Origin of the sequence: Pseudomonas sp. (assembly GCF_026224925.1) — a bacterium.
Lineage (GTDB): Bacteria > Pseudomonadota > Gammaproteobacteria > Pseudomonadales > Pseudomonadaceae > Aquipseudomonas.
Map to the genome: position 1 here is coordinate 1 of NZ_JAMFRV010000433.1, position 14977 is coordinate 14977.

The 14977-nt window shown below is 55.5% G+C and carries 14 protein-coding genes and 1 pseudogene; 13 read left to right on the forward strand and 2 right to left on the reverse strand.

Translation table 11 applies throughout. The features are described from left to right. Positions 1-173: 173 nt before the first annotated feature. The 6 genes and pseudogenes from urtB (at position 174) to M0974_RS18720 (ending at position 5572) form a co-directional block, all read left to right on the forward strand. The gene (urtB, locus tag M0974_RS18695; RefSeq protein ID WP_297840003.1) at positions 174-1091 is read left to right on the forward strand and encodes an urea ABC transporter permease subunit UrtB; all 918 of its coding nucleotides are present in this window, start codon (positions 174-176) and stop codon (positions 1089-1091) included. Positions 1092-1101: 10 nt separating this feature from the next. Further along, positions 1102-2280, forward strand: a complete 1179-nt coding sequence (gene urtC, locus M0974_RS18700) for an urea ABC transporter permease subunit UrtC (RefSeq protein WP_297840006.1) — start codon at positions 1102-1104, stop codon at positions 2278-2280. After that, the gene (gene urtD, locus M0974_RS18705) at positions 2277-3035 is read left to right on the forward strand and encodes an urea ABC transporter ATP-binding protein UrtD (protein WP_297840008.1); all 759 of its coding nucleotides are present in this window, start codon (positions 2277-2279) and stop codon (positions 3033-3035) included. Before urtC ends, urtD begins: the two co-directional genes overlap by 4 nt. Before the next feature lie 10 nt (positions 3036-3045). Beyond that, the gene (urtE, locus tag M0974_RS18710) at positions 3046-3735 is read left to right on the forward strand and encodes an urea ABC transporter ATP-binding subunit UrtE (protein WP_297840011.1); all 690 of its coding nucleotides are present in this window, start codon (positions 3046-3048) and stop codon (positions 3733-3735) included. A gap of 182 nt (positions 3736-3917) precedes the next feature. Beyond that, positions 3918-5152 (forward strand): annotated as a pseudogene (gene fmdA / locus M0974_RS18715) (formamidase). Between the two features lie 72 nt (positions 5153-5224). Then, on the forward strand, positions 5225-5572 hold the full coding sequence (locus tag M0974_RS18720) for a zinc ribbon domain-containing protein (protein WP_297840013.1): 348 nt from the start codon (positions 5225-5227) through the stop codon (positions 5570-5572). A gap of 204 nt (positions 5573-5776) precedes the next feature. On the opposite strand, the gene M0974_RS18725 is transcribed toward M0974_RS18720, so the two are convergent. Then, positions 5777-6736, reverse strand: a complete 960-nt coding sequence (locus M0974_RS18725; RefSeq protein WP_297840015.1) for a hypothetical protein — start codon at positions 6734-6736, stop codon at positions 5777-5779. 396 nt (positions 6737-7132) lie between these two features. On the opposite strand from M0974_RS18725, the gene M0974_RS18730 reads away from it, so the two are divergent. The 5 genes from M0974_RS18730 (at position 7133) to M0974_RS18750 (ending at position 9842) form a co-directional block, all read left to right on the forward strand. Beyond that, a complete protein-coding gene (locus M0974_RS18730) occupies positions 7133-7630 on the forward strand; it encodes a GNAT family N-acetyltransferase (RefSeq protein WP_297840017.1) in 498 nt (165 codons plus the stop codon). 320 nt (positions 7631-7950) lie between these two features. Continuing rightward, positions 7951-8223, forward strand: a complete 273-nt coding sequence (locus tag M0974_RS18735) for a DUF1652 domain-containing protein (protein ID WP_297840020.1) — start codon at positions 7951-7953, stop codon at positions 8221-8223. A gap of 338 nt (positions 8224-8561) precedes the next feature. Then, positions 8562-9215 (forward strand): cytochrome c3 family protein, encoded by a 654-nt coding sequence (locus M0974_RS18740; protein ID WP_297840023.1) that lies wholly within the window; start codon positions 8562-8564, stop codon positions 9213-9215. A gap of 1 nt (position 9216) precedes the next feature. Then, on the forward strand, positions 9217-9582 hold the full coding sequence (locus M0974_RS18745) for a cytochrome c oxidase subunit 3 (RefSeq protein WP_297840024.1): 366 nt from the start codon (positions 9217-9219) through the stop codon (positions 9580-9582). A 2-nt stretch (positions 9583-9584) separates the two neighbouring features. Next, positions 9585-9842, forward strand: coding sequence for a hypothetical protein (locus M0974_RS18750; protein ID WP_297840026.1), 258 nt, complete (start codon positions 9585-9587; stop codon positions 9840-9842). A gap of 26 nt (positions 9843-9868) precedes the next feature. Here the strand turns inward: M0974_RS18750 and M0974_RS18755 are convergent, their stop codons facing one another. Then, on the reverse strand, positions 9869-10780 hold the full coding sequence (locus tag M0974_RS18755; protein ID WP_297840029.1) for a LysR substrate-binding domain-containing protein: 912 nt from the start codon (positions 10778-10780) through the stop codon (positions 9869-9871). A 153-nt stretch (positions 10781-10933) separates the two neighbouring features. Here M0974_RS18755 and hutH point away from each other — a divergent pair, with 153 nt between their 5' ends. Beyond that, positions 10934-12457 carry a histidine ammonia-lyase gene (gene hutH / locus M0974_RS18760; RefSeq protein ID WP_297840032.1) on the forward strand — a complete coding sequence of 508 codons (1524 nt, stop codon included), beginning with the start codon at positions 10934-10936 and terminating at the stop codon, positions 12455-12457. 809 nt (positions 12458-13266) lie between these two features. Next, complete coding sequence (locus M0974_RS18765; protein WP_297840035.1) at positions 13267-14694, forward strand: pyridine nucleotide-disulfide oxidoreductase; 1428 nt, start codon at positions 13267-13269, stop codon at positions 14692-14694. Positions 14695-14977: the final 283 nt, after the last annotated feature.

Consider the following 14977-nt stretch of genomic DNA (forward strand, 5'->3'; position numbering starts at 1 on the left):
AACAATAACAGTCCCGCCGCCCCGAAACTGTTGGAGCGCGCGTGCCCGCGTGGGGCTGCGAAGCAGTCGTATTTTTGGGACCGCTTGGGTCGAGCGCCACCCGGGGCCCATCGCGGGCAAGCGCGCTCCTACATGGGTTTTTGCATCAATACCTTCACCTGGAGACCATCAACATGGAATGGCTATCGGAATTTGGTGCCATCGCGGCGATGCAGGGGTTTAACGGGCTTTCCGTGTTCTGCGTGCTGTTGCTGATGGCCCTGGGGCTGGCAATTATTTTTGGCCAGATGGGCGTGATCAACATGGCCCACGGTGAGTTCCTCACCATCGGCGCTTACACCACCTACGTCATGTCCAGTCTCACCACGCACTACATGCCTTCAATGCAGCCTTACTACTTTTTCTTCGCCATCGCGCTGTCGTTCGTGGTGGCCGGTGCCATCGGGTGGGTGGTCGAGGCGGTGATGATCAGCCGCTTATACCACCGCCCCCTGGACACCTTGCTCGCGACCTGGGGTTTGTCGCTGGTGATGCAACAGGCCTTCCGCTCGATCTTCGGCGCACGGGAAGTCAGTGCGACGCCGCCGGAGTGGCTGATGGGCGCGGTCAACGTTACCGACACCATCGAAATCCCGCGCAACGGCCTGTTTGTCATGGCCGTGACCATTCTGCTGACTGCGACCATTTTCTGGATGCTGTACCGCACCCGCTGGGGTTTACAGGTCCGTGCCACCGTGCAGAACCGCATGATGAGCCGCGCCGTTGGCATCAACACCCGCAAGGTCGACCGCATGACCTTCGCACTGGGTTGCGGCGTGGCCGGTGTTGCCGGCGCGGCGTTTACCACCATCGGTTCCACCGGGCCCACCGCCGGTTCGTTGTACATCGTTGATACGTTTTTGGTGGTGGTGTTTGGCGGTGCGCAGAGCCTGTTCGGCACCATAGCGTCAGCGTTCGCCATCGCCCAGACGCAGTCGATTTCAGAGTTTTTCATGAGCGGGTCGATGGCCAAGGTCCTGACCCTATCGGCAGTGATCCTGATTCTGATGATGCGCCCGCAAGGCCTGTTTTCCAGCAAAGTCCGCAAGTAGAGGCAGCCAGATGAAAGCGCTAAATAATATTCTCGGCGGCAAGCAAGGGGTTATCGGCCTGCTGGTGCTCGCGCTGCTGATCCTGGTGGTATTCCCGTTGACCCTGGATGCGTTCCGCTTGGGCATGGTTGGCAAATACCTGACCTACGCGTTTGTCGCGGTGGGGCTGGTGTTGTGCTGGGGTTACGGCGGCATTCTCAGCTTGGGGCAGGGGGTGTTCTTCGGCCTCGGCGGCTATTGCATGGCGATGTTCCTCAAGCTTGAGGCCTCGGACCCGATCAGCACCAAAATTCAGTCGACGCCTGGTATCCCGGACTTCATGGACTGGAACCAGATCACCGAATTGCCATGGTTGTGGGTGCCATTTCACAGTTTCAGTTTCACTTTGATCGCCGTGATTGTGCTGCCGGTGCTGCTGGCGCTGATCATCGGTTTGGCGATGTTCAAACGCCGAGTGGGCGACGTGTATTTCTCCATCGTCACCCAAGCCATCGCGCTGATCCTGACAGTGCTGATTATCGGCCAGCAGGGTCTGACCGGTGGCATCAATGGCATCACTGACCTGAAAACCCTGCTCGGCTGGGACATTCGCACCGACGGCGCCAAGTTGACCTTGTACTTCATCAACGCCGGGTTGCTGTTCGGTTGCATCTTGATCGGCAAATTCATTCTCGCCTCCAAGCTCGGCCGGTTGCTGATGGCCATGCGCGACAAGGAAGAGCGGGTGCGGTTTTCCGGCTACGACGTCGCCAGCTTCAAGATATTTGTGTACTGCGTGGCTGCGGCATTCTCGGCCATCGGCGGGGCTATGTTTGCCCTGCAAGTGGGTTTCATGTCGCCGTCCTTCGTCGGCATCGTGCCCTCCATTGAAATGGTGATTTTCGCGGCGGTGGGCGGACGTATGTCGCTACTGGGGGCGGTGTACGGCTCGCTGCTGGTGAACTACGGCAAGACCTATTTTTCCGAATCCTTTCCAGAGCTGTGGCTGTACTTGATGGGCGGTTTGTTCATCGCCGTGGTCATGTACTTCCCCGACGGCCTCGCCGGTTTGTGGGAGACCCACGGCCGCGCCCGGTTGAACAAACTCCTCGGCAAACCGACGCCGGTCATTACTGCGCCGACCAAGGCCAAGGTCATCGAAGCGCCGATTGCCACGCCTGTTGCTGAATCCCTGGAGACACAACCATGAGCGCTGTCGGCTTCCAAATGCCCAAACCGGTGTTGGCGATAGAAGGCCTGACCGTGTCGTTCGACGGCTTCAAAGCGGTGGATGACCTCAACCTGTACATCGACCGCAACGAAGTGCGGGTGGTGATCGGGCCCAACGGCGCGGGCAAGACCACCGTGCTGGATCTGATCTGCGGCAAGACCCGCGCCACCAGCGGCAGCATTCAGTTCAACGACCGCGAACTGACCAAGATGCACGAGTACGACATCGTTCGCGCGGGCGTTGGCCGCAAGTTCCAGACGCCGTCGATCTACGACAACTTGTCAGTGTTCGAGAACCTGGAGATGTCCTTTCCCAAAGGTCGCAGCGTGTTAGGCGCGCTGTTCTTTAAACGCACCGCCGAGGTGGTTGATCGCGTGCGGGAGGTGGCAGGGGAGATCTTCCTCGGCGAACTTCTGGAGCAACAAGCCGGGCTGTTATCTCACGGCCAAAAGCAGTGGCTGGAAATCGGCATGCTGCTGATGCAAGACCCCGAGTTGTTGATGCTCGACGAGCCGGTAGCCGGCATGAGCGTCAGTGAGCGTGCGCAGACTGCGGACTTGCTCAAGCGCATCAGCCAAGGCCGCTCGGTGTTGGTGATCGAACACGACATGGAATTCGTAAAAAGCATCGCGCACAAAGTCACGGTGTTGCACCAAGGCAAAGTGCTGGCTGAAGGCAGCATGGAATCGGTACAGAACAACCCGAAAGTCATCGAAGTCTATCTGGGCCACTAAGGAGCGCAGCATGTTCACCATCAATAAGCTGGCGTGCGGCTATGGCCAGAGCCAAATTCTGCATGACCTCGACCTGAGCGTTGCCAAGCAAGAAATCGTCGCAGTGATGGGGCGTAACGGCATGGGCAAAACCACTTTGTTCAAGACCTTGATGGGCATCTTGCCGCAATGGGGCGGGCAGATTCAGGTGGAAGGTGTCGAAGTCTCGGGCATGGAAACCCATTCACGGGTTGCCCATGGCATTGCCTACGTGCCCCAAGGGCGAATGATTTTTCCGGCCATGAGCGTGCTGGAAAATATCCAGACCGGACTTCCGGCCTCGGCCAAAGGCGTGGTGCCTGAGGACTTGTACACATTATTTCCGGTGCTTTATGAAATGCGCTCACGGCGCGGCGGCAACCTGTCCGGTGGTCAACAACAGCAGTTGGCAATCGCCCGTGCACTGGCGACCAACCCCAAGGTTTTGCTGCTGGACGAACCCACCGAAGGCATCCAGCCGTCGATCATCAAAGACATCGCTCGAACCCTCAAAGAGATCCGCACTTTGCGCGATCTGACCATCGTCGTCTCGGAGCAAGTGCTGTCCTTCACCCTGGACATCGCTGACCGATTCCTGGTCATCGAAAAAGGCCGATTCGTCATCGAAGAAACCCGCGCCAACGTCGACGAAGCCACCATCAGCCGGTATTTGTCGGTTTGACGCGCGACGCCTTCGCGGATGAATCGCGGAACCTGTGGGACCGAATTTATTCGGGAAGCAGGCGGCGCGGTTTGCCTGAAGGACCGCATTAACCCATTCGCGAATGAATTCGCTCCCACAGGGGATCCAGGTTTTTTGTTGGGCCCCCTTAAAAGCGCCAACCGATAGTCAGGAGATACGCCATGACCGAGACCCTAATCAAAGTTGATCTGAACCAGCCTGTCACCGAGAACGAGAACATTCACAACCGCTGGCACCCAGACATTCCAATGGCTGCGTGGGTGAAGCCCGGCGATGATTTCATTCTTGAGACCTACGACTGGACGGCCGGTGCGATCAAGAACAACGACGACGCTAGCGACGTACGTGACATAGACCTGTCCACGGTGCATTACCTGTCCGGGCCGATTGGTGTTCACGGCGCCGAACCTGGCGATTTGCTGGTGGTCGATCTGTTGGACATCGGTGCCCGCGCTGACTCTATGTGGGGGTTCAACGGCTTTTTTCGCGCAACAACGGCGGCGGCTTTCTGACCGATCATTTCCCTTCTGCGCAAAAAGCCATTTGGGATTTCAAAGGCATGATGACCAGCTCCCGGCATATTCCGGGGGTAGAATTTGCTGGCCTGATTCACCCCGGCCTGATTGGCTGCCTGCCCGATCATAAAATGCTCGCGGACTGGAACAAGCGCGAGCAGGAGCTGATCGACACCGACCCGATGCGCGTTCCGCCACTGGCCAACGCACCGCTGGCCGCCACCGCGCACATGGGCAAACTCAAGGGTGAAGCCCGCGACCGCGCTGCCGCAACCGGCGCCCGAACCGTGCCGCCGCGTGAACACGGCGGCAACTGCGATATCAAGGATTTGTCCCGAGGTTCGAAAGTTTTTTTCCCGGTCTACGTCGACGGCGCAGGTTTGTCGGTGGGCGATTTGCACTTTAGCCAAGGCGACGGCGAAATCACCTTTTGCGGCGCCATCGAAATGGCCGGCTGGGTACACATGCGTGTCGAGCTGATCAAAGGTGGCATGGAGAAATACGGGATCAAAAACCCAGTCTTTAAGCCGAGCCCAATCGTTCCGAACTACAACAAATACCTGATCTTCGAAGGTATCTCAGTCGACGAAGCTGGCAAGCAGCATTATTTGGACGTCAGCATTGCCTATCGCCAGGCCTGCCTGAATGCCATCAACTATTTGACCAAGTTCGGTTACTCGCCCGCCCAAGGCTATGCCTTGTTGGGGTCAGCACCGGTGCAAGGGCATATCAGTGGCGTTGTCGACATTCCCAACGCCTGTGCCACATTGTGGCTACCGACGGAAATCTTCCAGTTTGATATCAACCCCAACGCCAATGGCCCGACCCGGTTTATTGATGGCAGCATCGACTTGCCGATTGCCCACGATTTGAAGCGTTAATTTAAATCCGGTAGGAGCGAACTTGTTCGGTCCCACAGAATCTCGGCCCGGCGCCTGTTTAAGGAATCTGCTATGCCTATGTATGAATACGATTGCCAACACTGTGGCGACTTTACCGCTTTGCGGCCCATGGCTGAGAGCGGGCAACCGTGTGCGTGTCCGGAGTGTGGCGAGTCGAGCCTGAGGGTGATTTTATCGGCGCCTGGGCTAAGTTCGATGGCAGGTAATACCCTCCGCGCCATGGAGACCAACGAGCGCAGCTCTCATGAACCAAAAACGGTTGCTCAGTACCAGGAAAGCAAGCGTCACCCCAGCGGATGCGCTTGCTGCGGCCCCAGCAAACCACTGGCACCGACTAAGGCCAACCCGCTCGCACTTAAAGGAAAGCCGGCAGGTAGGCCATGGATGATTAGCCACTGATCATAGGAGATACAGAAGGGCCGCTTCTGCGATTAACAGTAGCGGCCCTTTTTTATGGGTGCAGCAATTGGCTCAGCCGTTCAACCTGAAGCAATCAGTGCATGAACAGGGCAATCAGGATGATGATCGGGATCGGTACACCGAGAAACAGTAAGAGTAGTGAGCGCATTGTTATTCTCCTGGGGTAGAAAGTAGCCCGTTTGTTTAGCGAACCGGTGGCATGTTGGTGGCGGAGGTATAGGTTTCACGAGACGAGGTGTCGTTGATGTACACCACTGCGTCCCGGCGGCGGCCACCCATGGTTGCAGCGACACTGGCGAAGAAAGCACCGCACAGCAGCGCAACGAACATCCACAGCGATGTATAAGCAGCCACTTTTGCTGCCGTATCTGCGGCGTTCTTAGCGGCTGTTTTAGCGTCTTCTACCGCTTGCCGTGCCTGACCGTAAACCTGATCGACCCGCGCCTGCGCATCGGCTTGGCTGAGGTCGGTACGTTGAGCTATCAGTTGTGCCAGGTAGGTACGGTCTTGCGCGCTCAGTTGACTGTCTTTGCTGTTCAAGGTTTTTGCGAAAATACGGAACACAACGCCATGTGCGGCGTCATCGCTGACCGAAGCTGCACGGTCATCGCGGAACAATGTATCAATGAAATAACCGGAATCTTCGCCACTGTTGCTGTTGCTGGCAGCACTGCCAGCAGCTTGAGTCGCTGCACCGGCAACGCCAGACACCGCACTCGCCCCGGCCTGAGCACCACCGCTGACAATGCTGCCCAACGAACTGGCTACCAATGTTGCTGCGACCAGTGTTGCCACCGCCCATGCAAGGAAGCCGTGAGCGGTATCGCGAAAGTACACTTCATCGCCATGCATGTTTGTCCATTTGACCCGCAGGCGCCCGGCGATATAGCCGCCCATGCCGGAAGCGATGATCTGGGTGAATGCCAGCCAGACAATCGTCGATATGCCTATGCCCTTGGCGCTCATTGCGCTGTCCGACCATGGCGAGACAGCTGAGAAGCCGAGGCCAAAGCCTAAAATCACAAGAATCAATGACAGTGCTGCCGCGCCTGCTGCACCGGCAAATATCGCCCCCCAAGAAACACCTGAAAGGCTTGTCGACTCCTGTGAACCCGCTGCGTAGTTACCTGAGGATGAAGTCATTGTTGTTCTCTTCCGTGTGTGAATAGGTTTGTTACAAATGTGTACGAAGAGAAATGCAGCAGGTGTGCCAGCAGCGCCATAAGGAGTAAATATATATTTATCAATAACTTATGATTATTTTCAATGGTGAGCGTCATGCAATATGCAATGATCCAATAAATTCTGCGGGCGATATGCATTGGTCAAAGATATTGGGTTTTCAGCCCGGCACGATTTTTGATGCGGCTACCTTGAATTCTGAGCGGTTGATCCTGTCTATTTGAGGCAGTCAATGATTTTCAGTCCGCAGGTGCAGAAACGAACGCACGATGCTGTTTAGGTCGAGCTTTTTCTGATCGTTCGCATATAGTTTCCTTTTATGCATTTGCTCCTGGTTCCAGACGAGGTTTTCCGCCCATGTTCCTTCATCGCCCCTTAGAAGAAAAAGACATCGCTGTCATTTGCGATTTTCCGCAAAGCACGGACGAGTTGTTTTACATGTTTCCAAAGGCCAGTTACCCCCTGACACCGAGCCAACTGAGAGATGCTATCGAGAGTCGCTCTGACTCTACGGTGATCGAGCAAAATGGTGAGGTGGTGGGGTTTGCCAATTTTTCGCGTTGGGAGTTTCGCGGACGCTGCTCTTTGGGCAATGTGATTATTGCTCCCGGTACCCGATCCCGTGGCGTCGGCAGCTACCTGATCGGCTGCATGATTGACATTGCGTTCGACAAACATGAAGCGCTTGAGTTGACCGCCTCATGCTTTAACCACAACGTTCCCGGTTTGTTGTTTTACCCGAAACTGGGTTTCCGACCGTTCTCTATTGAAGAGCGCGTTGATAAACACGGCGCCCGGGTCGCCTTGATCAATCTGCGGTTCGGTAGGCCCGAAGCTCAACTCAGTCAAAATTGAATCACCTCCGATGAATGGACGATGGAAAGGGTGTAATCCCTTTCCATTTTTTGTTAAAAAATATATCCATGAAGAGGGGGCTTACCCTTTATCGCGGCTAGAGGTTGATGAAACGTTTCTTCAATGTGTTTTTCCAAATTGGCACTTGAATATTGATATAGATCAATACTAAAAAGCGGCGTTGCATCCATTTTATGAGTGATGTATAAGATTTAAGTCCGTTCAAAAATACGCGCCGACAATTGGGCGTCATTTGAGCGTGATGTTGTAAATATAATGAGAAGTGAATCTTATTAACTGCCTTTTGTCAGGAGGAACTAATGATTGCATACAGGCTTTCCACGTTGGAGTTACGCGGCATCATTGAGCGCGCTTTTCTACCGTTGCGCTGCACGTGTACTGTGGCGCCTGATTATTCAATGACTGTTCAGATTTCCGATCTTCATTCTGATCGAGTGGACTTGATAGTCACCGGCATTTCTCTGGACAGACTCAACACCAGCAGGGACATCTCGGAGCTGGTGGCTGAATTGCGTTACGATCTGGCTAATAACGGCAAATCACTGGGCCCAGTCCACGCGAAAGCCGGGTAATAGGGCCGATCACTACGGACCGAGATGAGTCGTACGGTTCGCGGTGAAAGGACTTTGTTAAAATTAAAACAGCCCCCGTTCGTTGATGTGGAGTGCCTATCAGGCGCACATCAGGTGTCTCGCCTCGCCAACTAGTTGGCTCCCACCGGTAGCAACACCGTTGGTAAGGTGACATTGAACTTTCGCTTAAACGGTTCAACACGTCTTTTATCCTCCTTTCTGCTAGACCTTCCTTTCTATTTAGAAAATTTGTTCTTGCGTTCAATCATATTGATATCCGTTAGAACTATATCGCTACGGCATAGACGAATACATATGGCTTGAAACGGAACCGCGCGATGACGCAGGTATTCAACCGTTCTGCCGACACTTGGTTGCGCTTCGGGTTGTTCAGCTTAATGGTCGGACTTATTGGGGGGCTCGCCGTGGCCTTGATGTTTGATCGTTCAGACTATCGGACTGACCGCGGCTGGGTGGTTGATCAACCCATACCCTTTAGCCATGCCCACCATGCCGGTGAATTGGGCATTGATTGCCGTTATTGCCATGCCTCGGTTGAGACATCTGCCGAGGCGGGTTTACCGCCGACTTATACCTGTATGTCCTGCCATTCGCAGATTTGGTCCGACAGCGACGTACTCGAACCGTTGCGTCGAAGCTTGCGTGAGCGCATTCCTTTGCACTGGCAGCGAGTCGCCAAACTGCCCGATTACGTTTACTTCCATCATGCCGTGCATGTGCAGGCCGGCGTGGCCTGCGTCAGTTGTCATGGGCCGGTGGATCGCATGCCGCTGTTGAGCAAAAGCGAGCCTTTGAACATGGGGCAATGCCTGGCTTGTCATCGAGATCCCGCACCGAACCTTCGTCCGCGCGAACTTGTCACGCAGATGGACTGGTCCACTGACGAAGACCGGCGGAAGATGGGCCGGCGATTGATGAAGGTGTACCACATCAATCCGGTTGGGTTGACTGATTGCGGCGGGGCGCCTTGACGTGGACAAACTGCGGCGCTATTTGCTGATCTCCGCACTGTTGGGGTTGGGTTTTCTCGGCTGCAAACTGCTGGAATACAGCCTTGAGTTTCACGAAGGCTTGCTGCCTGGGTTTGGCCTGAATTCACCGCTGACACTGCCGTCGGCGCGGTTGTTCATGAACCTGTATTTCTTCGCCACGTTCTTGCACGGAATTCATGTATTGGTGGCGGTAGGCTTGGGCTTGCACCTGTATGTGGCGCTGGGACGTCGCTGGGTCGAACTGCCCCAAGCCAGCGTGCGCATTGAAATGACTACCTTGTATTGGCACTTGGTGGACGCCATCTGGGTGCTGTTGTACCCCTCTCTTTACCTGATCGGGCGCTGAGTATGAATACACTGACTACTTGGCGGGTATACGCGGCACTCATGGGGCTGTTAGTGCTGGAGCTGCTGTGCGCCAGCTCATCATGGGGGCTGAAAAACTGGTTAGTGGCCGCAGCGGCGGTTGCCCAATTCAGCTTGCTGCTATTGGTCTATCTCGGTATCGCCAAAGCTCGCGGCTGGGTGAAGCTGTTTGGCTGTCTGTATTTACTGTGGTTGGTGGTGATGTTTGGGTTTGTGTTGGGAGAGGTTGGCACGCGCTGAAAAGCGATCTCTGCCAATCTCCCCTATCAACCAACCGCCTCCAGCAACCATTCCCGCAGCGCTCGTATCTTCGGCAGTTGCGCCCGTGGCGCAGGATAGATCAGGTAGTAGCCGATGCCTTGGTTGAGTTCTGTCTCAAACGGCGCCACCAGTACCCCATCCTTCAGGCTTTCGCGCACCAGATTCAGGTCCCCCAGCGCGATGCCTTGACCGCGTGTCGCGGCTGACAGCGCGAGGTCCAACGTGTCGAATGTCTGCCCTCGATGAGAGGCGATGTTTGCGACGCCTGCGGCCTCTAGCCAGCGACTCCACCCATTTGCCGGTATGCAATGCAGCAATGGCATTGATTTCAGGTCAGCGGGATGCGTCAGGCGTTTGGCCAGTTCCGGCGAACACACGGGCGTTAGCCTCTCAGCCATCAGGGGAATCGCTTCAACACCTTTCCACTCGCCGTGCCCGTGAATAATAGCGGCATCAATGTCGCTGTCCTCGAAACGCGGCTCCCAAGCGTCGTACGTCGTCACCCGCACGTCCACATCAGGCATCAGAATCCGCAGGCTCGGTAATAACGGCAAAAACCAGCGTGTGGCCAAGGTGGGCGGCATGCGCAAGGTCAATACCTGGCTTGCGGTGCGCAGGCTGTTGCACATATTGGTCAGGCGCGCAAAAGCGTCATCCACCACCGGCAGCAGCGCCTCGGCTTCCGGGGTCAGGCGCAGGCCGGTCTTGTGGCGGATAAACAGGATCACCCCGAGGTGTTCCTCCAGCTGTTGGATCTGCCGACTGATCGCGCTTTGAGTGACAAATAACGCTTTGGCGGCACGGCTGAAGGTGCCGTAGCGCGCGGCGGCGGCAAATACCTCAAGCCCCCGCAGTGGCGGTAGTCGCAGTTGGAAACTGGGGTCGTCTGATACATGAGCTGAGAGCATAGATTGCATGAGAATTCACCGCGTTTACTCCTGAGTGCAGGGAGCTTAACGTAATTCGTCCCCGCTTTAATAAATCCCTCTCGCGCATGGATACGCTCGGTTTCCTGTGTGCTGTAGGCAGCGATGTGGGCACCCCATCTTGAACTCACCTGGAGTAGCTGTATGAAGCGCGTAATCCTCGATCAATCGTTGGTTTGGGCACAGGTAGTAGACGTTGCGAGTGAAGGCGCTTTTCTGGAGTTATCGTCAGCGGCCAAAGCCCGTATCGAGGCGGCTAATGCCATCGTGCGCACGGTGGTTGAAAAGAACATCCGAGCTTATGGCGTCAACACCGGGGTCGGAGCGCTGGCCAACACCGTGGTCGCGCCCGAGCAGCAAAGCGCGTTGTCGCGCAATATATTGATGAGCCATGCGGTGGGCCTGGGCACGCCGCTGGCGGTGAGCGAGACGCGGGCAATCATGGTCTGCGCGATCAATAACTTTGCCCACGGTTACTCCGGCTTGCGCCTGGAGTTGGTGGAACGCCTGGTGGTCCTGCTCAACGCGCAGTGCACCCCCGAAGTGCCGCATCAGGGCTCGGTCGGCTATCTCAGCCATATGGCACACATCGGTTTGGTGATGATCGGTCACGGTTACTGCCGGCTCGGCAACGAACGTCTGACTTCCGCTGCGGCGTTACAACGGCTTGGCCTTGAGCCATTTGTCCTGCAAGCCAAAGAGGGCTTGTGCCTAGTTAATGGTTCGCCGTGCGTTACTGGCCTTGGCTGCCTGCTCGTGGACCGTGCCAGGCAATTGATGGACTGGGCTGACGCTATTTCTGCCATGAGTTTCGAAACCCAGCGCTGTCAGATCCGTGCCTTGCATACGGCGCCTATGGCGATGCGCGCGTCGCCGGGGCTCAAGTATGTGGCTGAGCGCTTGAACCATTTGCTCGACGATTCACAAATCATGCAGGCCGCTGCTGGCCGACAAACTCAAGACGCCTTGAGCTTGCGCAGTATTCCTCACGTCCATGGTGCGGTTCGCGATGCCTGGGCTCAGGTGGCTGCAGTGGTTGATCAAGAGTTGGCGAGTGTCACCGACAACCCCATGGTGTGCGGCACGCCAGACGCACCGGAGATTTACTCTCAGGCCCATGCGGTTAGCGCAAGCATGGGTTTGGCCATGGATCAGCTGGGTATCGCCATGGCGCAACTGGGCGCGATTTCCGAGCGCAGGATTGATCGCATGGTCAATCCGTTGGTCAGCGGCCTGCCACCTTTCCTGGCGGGTGAAAGCGGCGTGGAGTCTGGTTTCATGATCGCCCAATACACAGCGGTCTCGCTGGTGGCACATAACCGTCGCCTGGCCGCTCCCGCCAGCCTTGATGGCGGTATTACCTCGGGCCTTCAAGAAGACATCCTTTGCCACGCCACGCCGGCCGCACTGAAGGCGCAACGTATTCTCGATAACGTGGAACATATTGTCGCCATTGAGCTGCTTGCCGCCAGCCAAAGTTACGATGTGTTGAATTCGCCATTAAACCCGGCACCGCGAACGGCAGCATTGCACCGAGCGTTTCGCGAGGACATTGCGTTGTACGCTGATGATCGGCCGTTGGGTGAGGACATTGGCCAAGCCGCCGTTTTTATTAAGTGCAACAGTCCAGATGAGTTGTTATCCCGTTTGGGGCTAGGTTATTTTTAAGGATTTAACTGGGTTTTCGAGATCTGCTATTCATAACCGGAATAGTTAACTATAAGCGCAAGGGGCGCGTTAGTGCAGTGCTGGCTCATTAAGGTGCTCCGTTGTTTGTGCGGGGCGCTGAAAAGCTGCACTAGTGCAAACCAAGGCGTGGTTCAAGGCCATTATTAAAAATATAGTCTACATCGCTGCCCGTTGATTCTCCGGCGTCAATAAAAAAATTACTTAAAATTCATTCTCTTATGATCCATAAGAGTTAAAAGACGTGTTTTCTCAAAAATTTGACACTTCCCATGATTTTTGAAATTATCGGCTTGAACCCGACGGTTGATAAGCCCGTTTCCCAACCGCATCGAAAACCATAAGCCAGAGACCTTTGTTCATCTCTGTAAGCGGGAGGGTAGGCACAACTCGGCAGCTTTGCTAGACGGGGTGAACTGCCCAACAGGTCGGCGGTCATTTAAATCGACATCGCCTACTTTTATAACTTTTGTAACTTCTAAAATGTGCATCCTGTTCGGATCAGTGCGGTAGCGTTGACTATTTAAATCTCCGGCGAAGAATTTTCTATTGGCAGGGGATAAGCAATAGTAAAACACTCCTTTAAGATTCGGGCGGTAGCGTTGCCTAACGAAAAGTGGGGGGCCTCCTAAAAACGTTTGCAGCCCTCTCATACGGCGCATGGCGTTAACTAGTGTTTTTTCTATTACTAAAAAAAACCTCCCGACATTCTTTCCGGTATGAACCAACCCTCCAGCGGATAACAAAAAAATAAGAAGTATCAGCCCAATTTAAATATGGAGCACTACGTCATGTTTGGATCTCAACTGGAAACCGTTTGCGGCTGTGTAGTAGGTGGCGCTGGTCCGGCTGGCATGGGGTTGATATTTAATGCCTTGAAGAGCGGTGCGTTGCCGGCGATGACCCGTAACGGGCTAATCATCGTTGATGCGAGTCCTCTGCCGGGCACCGGCCGTCTCGCTGACTACCAGATCACCGCAAACTCGGTGGGCGATGTTTTTCTCGACTGCCTGCGTGACCCGGCGTTGCGTGAGGTGTTCGAGCCGCTGCAGCGTAGCGAGGCTTACTGGCGCATTCGTGATCAGGCGTTCAGCGCGCCGCAGTTGTGTGACGTCGGCGAGCTGCTGGCCGAAGCGTCAAAGTTAGTGCTGGACCATTTGGTAGAGCACTATGCGGTGGAAGTCTGGAGCCGCACCACCATCACCGAAGTGGTCAATATCGCCGACGAATATCAAGTGTGGGTCGAGCATAACGGCCGTTCTCAAGTCATTCGGTGCCGCTCGCTGGTGCTTAACCTTGGCGGTCACCAGGATCCCTCGCATTTGCTCCACGCACTGGCTGATCAAGGGCTGGCATTGTCGCCAAGGACCAGCGTGCAAAGCGCCGATACCTTATTGCGGATGAGCGCTAACGAACTTCGCGACCATTTTGCCCCTGTGCTCGCAGTGGGGGGGCGGCTGACCGTGGTGGGTGGGTCTCACAGCGCATTTTCAATGCTCGAAAATCTGGCCAAAGCGTTGCAAAGCATTGGTCTTGAAGAGCTGACACTGGTGCATCGCTCGCAAATCCGCTTGTTCTATGAAAGCGTCGAGCAAGCCATTGCCAGCGGCTACGAGTTTGATCCAGTGAATGACGTTTGCCCGGTCTCTGGGCGGGTTAATCGTTCGGGGGGGCTGCGCTACAGTGCGCTTGAGGTCGGTCGAAACATCCTTCAATACGGCCGAATCAGCCCAGACGGGGTGCGCGTACGTTTGTTGCAGTCCGGAGCCGGACCGGCGCAGCAGTATGAGCGGGCCAGGCAGGCCTTGTCCGAGTCGAGCGTGGTAGTGCAGTGCACCGGGTATCAGCCGCGGTTGCCTGCACTGAAATACGCAGATGGCAGCCCGATCACGCTCCGCGAAGTCAAGGGTGGGCTTGATTCTGACCCGTCGGGTTGTCCGGTGGATGCTATCGGACAGCGCATGCATGGTTTGTATTTGTTTGGCTTGGGTTCGGGCCTTGGCATTGACCCTCGGTTGGGCAGCGAGCCATCATTTGACGGCCGCATCTATGGCGTCTGGCAATTCCATAACGACGCCAGCCGCGCCGTCATCGAATCGGTATCTTCGCGCGTCTACGTGCAATTGGCCGAGAAAGTAGTGGCTGATCGCAGACGCCGGCGGCGCGCTGAAGAAGACACTCCTTTCTTCTGGCCTGCGATGGCGTCTGCCAAGTTCTAAGTTGCATTGAGCGTCGATGTGAACATTCCTCAGCGTAAAAAACCCGAATGACCAATGGTCACTCGGGTTTTTTTTGCCCGCATTGTGCTGGCGGGGTTATGAATGATGATCCTCATGTAGTGTTGAATGGCCGGTGTGGGTCCTCTATCCTCGACTCAGAAACCGTTTAGGCTTGGCCGCATGTTAGGTGTGCGAAAGCCTTTAACTACTCAACAGGAGGTCGATGGCCATGCGCATTTTGATTGTTGGAGCCGGTGCGATAGGGGGTTATTTCGGCGGGCGG

What these genes read in the sequence shown, in the direction of transcription:
- urtD (WP_297840008.1), top strand. Translation starts at nt 2,277, where the DNA reads ATGAGCGCTGTCGGCTTCCAAATGCCCAAACCGGTGTTGGCGATAGAA.
- M0974_RS18740 (WP_297840023.1), top strand. Translation starts at nt 8,562, where the DNA reads ATGACGCAGGTATTCAACCGTTCTGCCGACACTTGGTTGCGCTTCGGG.
- urtB (WP_297840003.1), top strand. Translation starts at nt 174, where the DNA reads ATGGAATGGCTATCGGAATTTGGTGCCATCGCGGCGATGCAGGGGTTT.
- M0974_RS18765 (WP_297840035.1), top strand. Translation starts at nt 13,267, where the DNA reads ATGTTTGGATCTCAACTGGAAACCGTTTGCGGCTGTGTAGTAGGTGGC.
- hutH (WP_297840032.1), top strand. Translation starts at nt 10,934, where the DNA reads ATGAAGCGCGTAATCCTCGATCAATCGTTGGTTTGGGCACAGGTAGTA.
- M0974_RS18720 (WP_297840013.1), top strand. Translation starts at nt 5,225, where the DNA reads ATGCCTATGTATGAATACGATTGCCAACACTGTGGCGACTTTACCGCT.
- urtE (WP_297840011.1), top strand. Translation starts at nt 3,046, where the DNA reads ATGTTCACCATCAATAAGCTGGCGTGCGGCTATGGCCAGAGCCAAATT.
- M0974_RS18730 (WP_297840017.1), top strand. Translation starts at nt 7,133, where the DNA reads ATGTTCCTTCATCGCCCCTTAGAAGAAAAAGACATCGCTGTCATTTGC.
- urtC (WP_297840006.1), top strand. Translation starts at nt 1,102, where the DNA reads ATGAAAGCGCTAAATAATATTCTCGGCGGCAAGCAAGGGGTTATCGGC.
- M0974_RS18755 (WP_297840029.1), bottom strand. Translation starts at nt 10,780, where the DNA reads ATGCAATCTATGCTCTCAGCTCATGTATCAGACGACCCCAGTTTCCAA.
- M0974_RS18735 (WP_297840020.1), top strand. Translation starts at nt 7,951, where the DNA reads ATGATTGCATACAGGCTTTCCACGTTGGAGTTACGCGGCATCATTGAG.
- M0974_RS18750 (WP_297840026.1), top strand. Translation starts at nt 9,585, where the DNA reads ATGAATACACTGACTACTTGGCGGGTATACGCGGCACTCATGGGGCTG.
- M0974_RS18725 (WP_297840015.1), bottom strand. Translation starts at nt 6,736, where the DNA reads ATGACTTCATCCTCAGGTAACTACGCAGCGGGTTCACAGGAGTCGACA.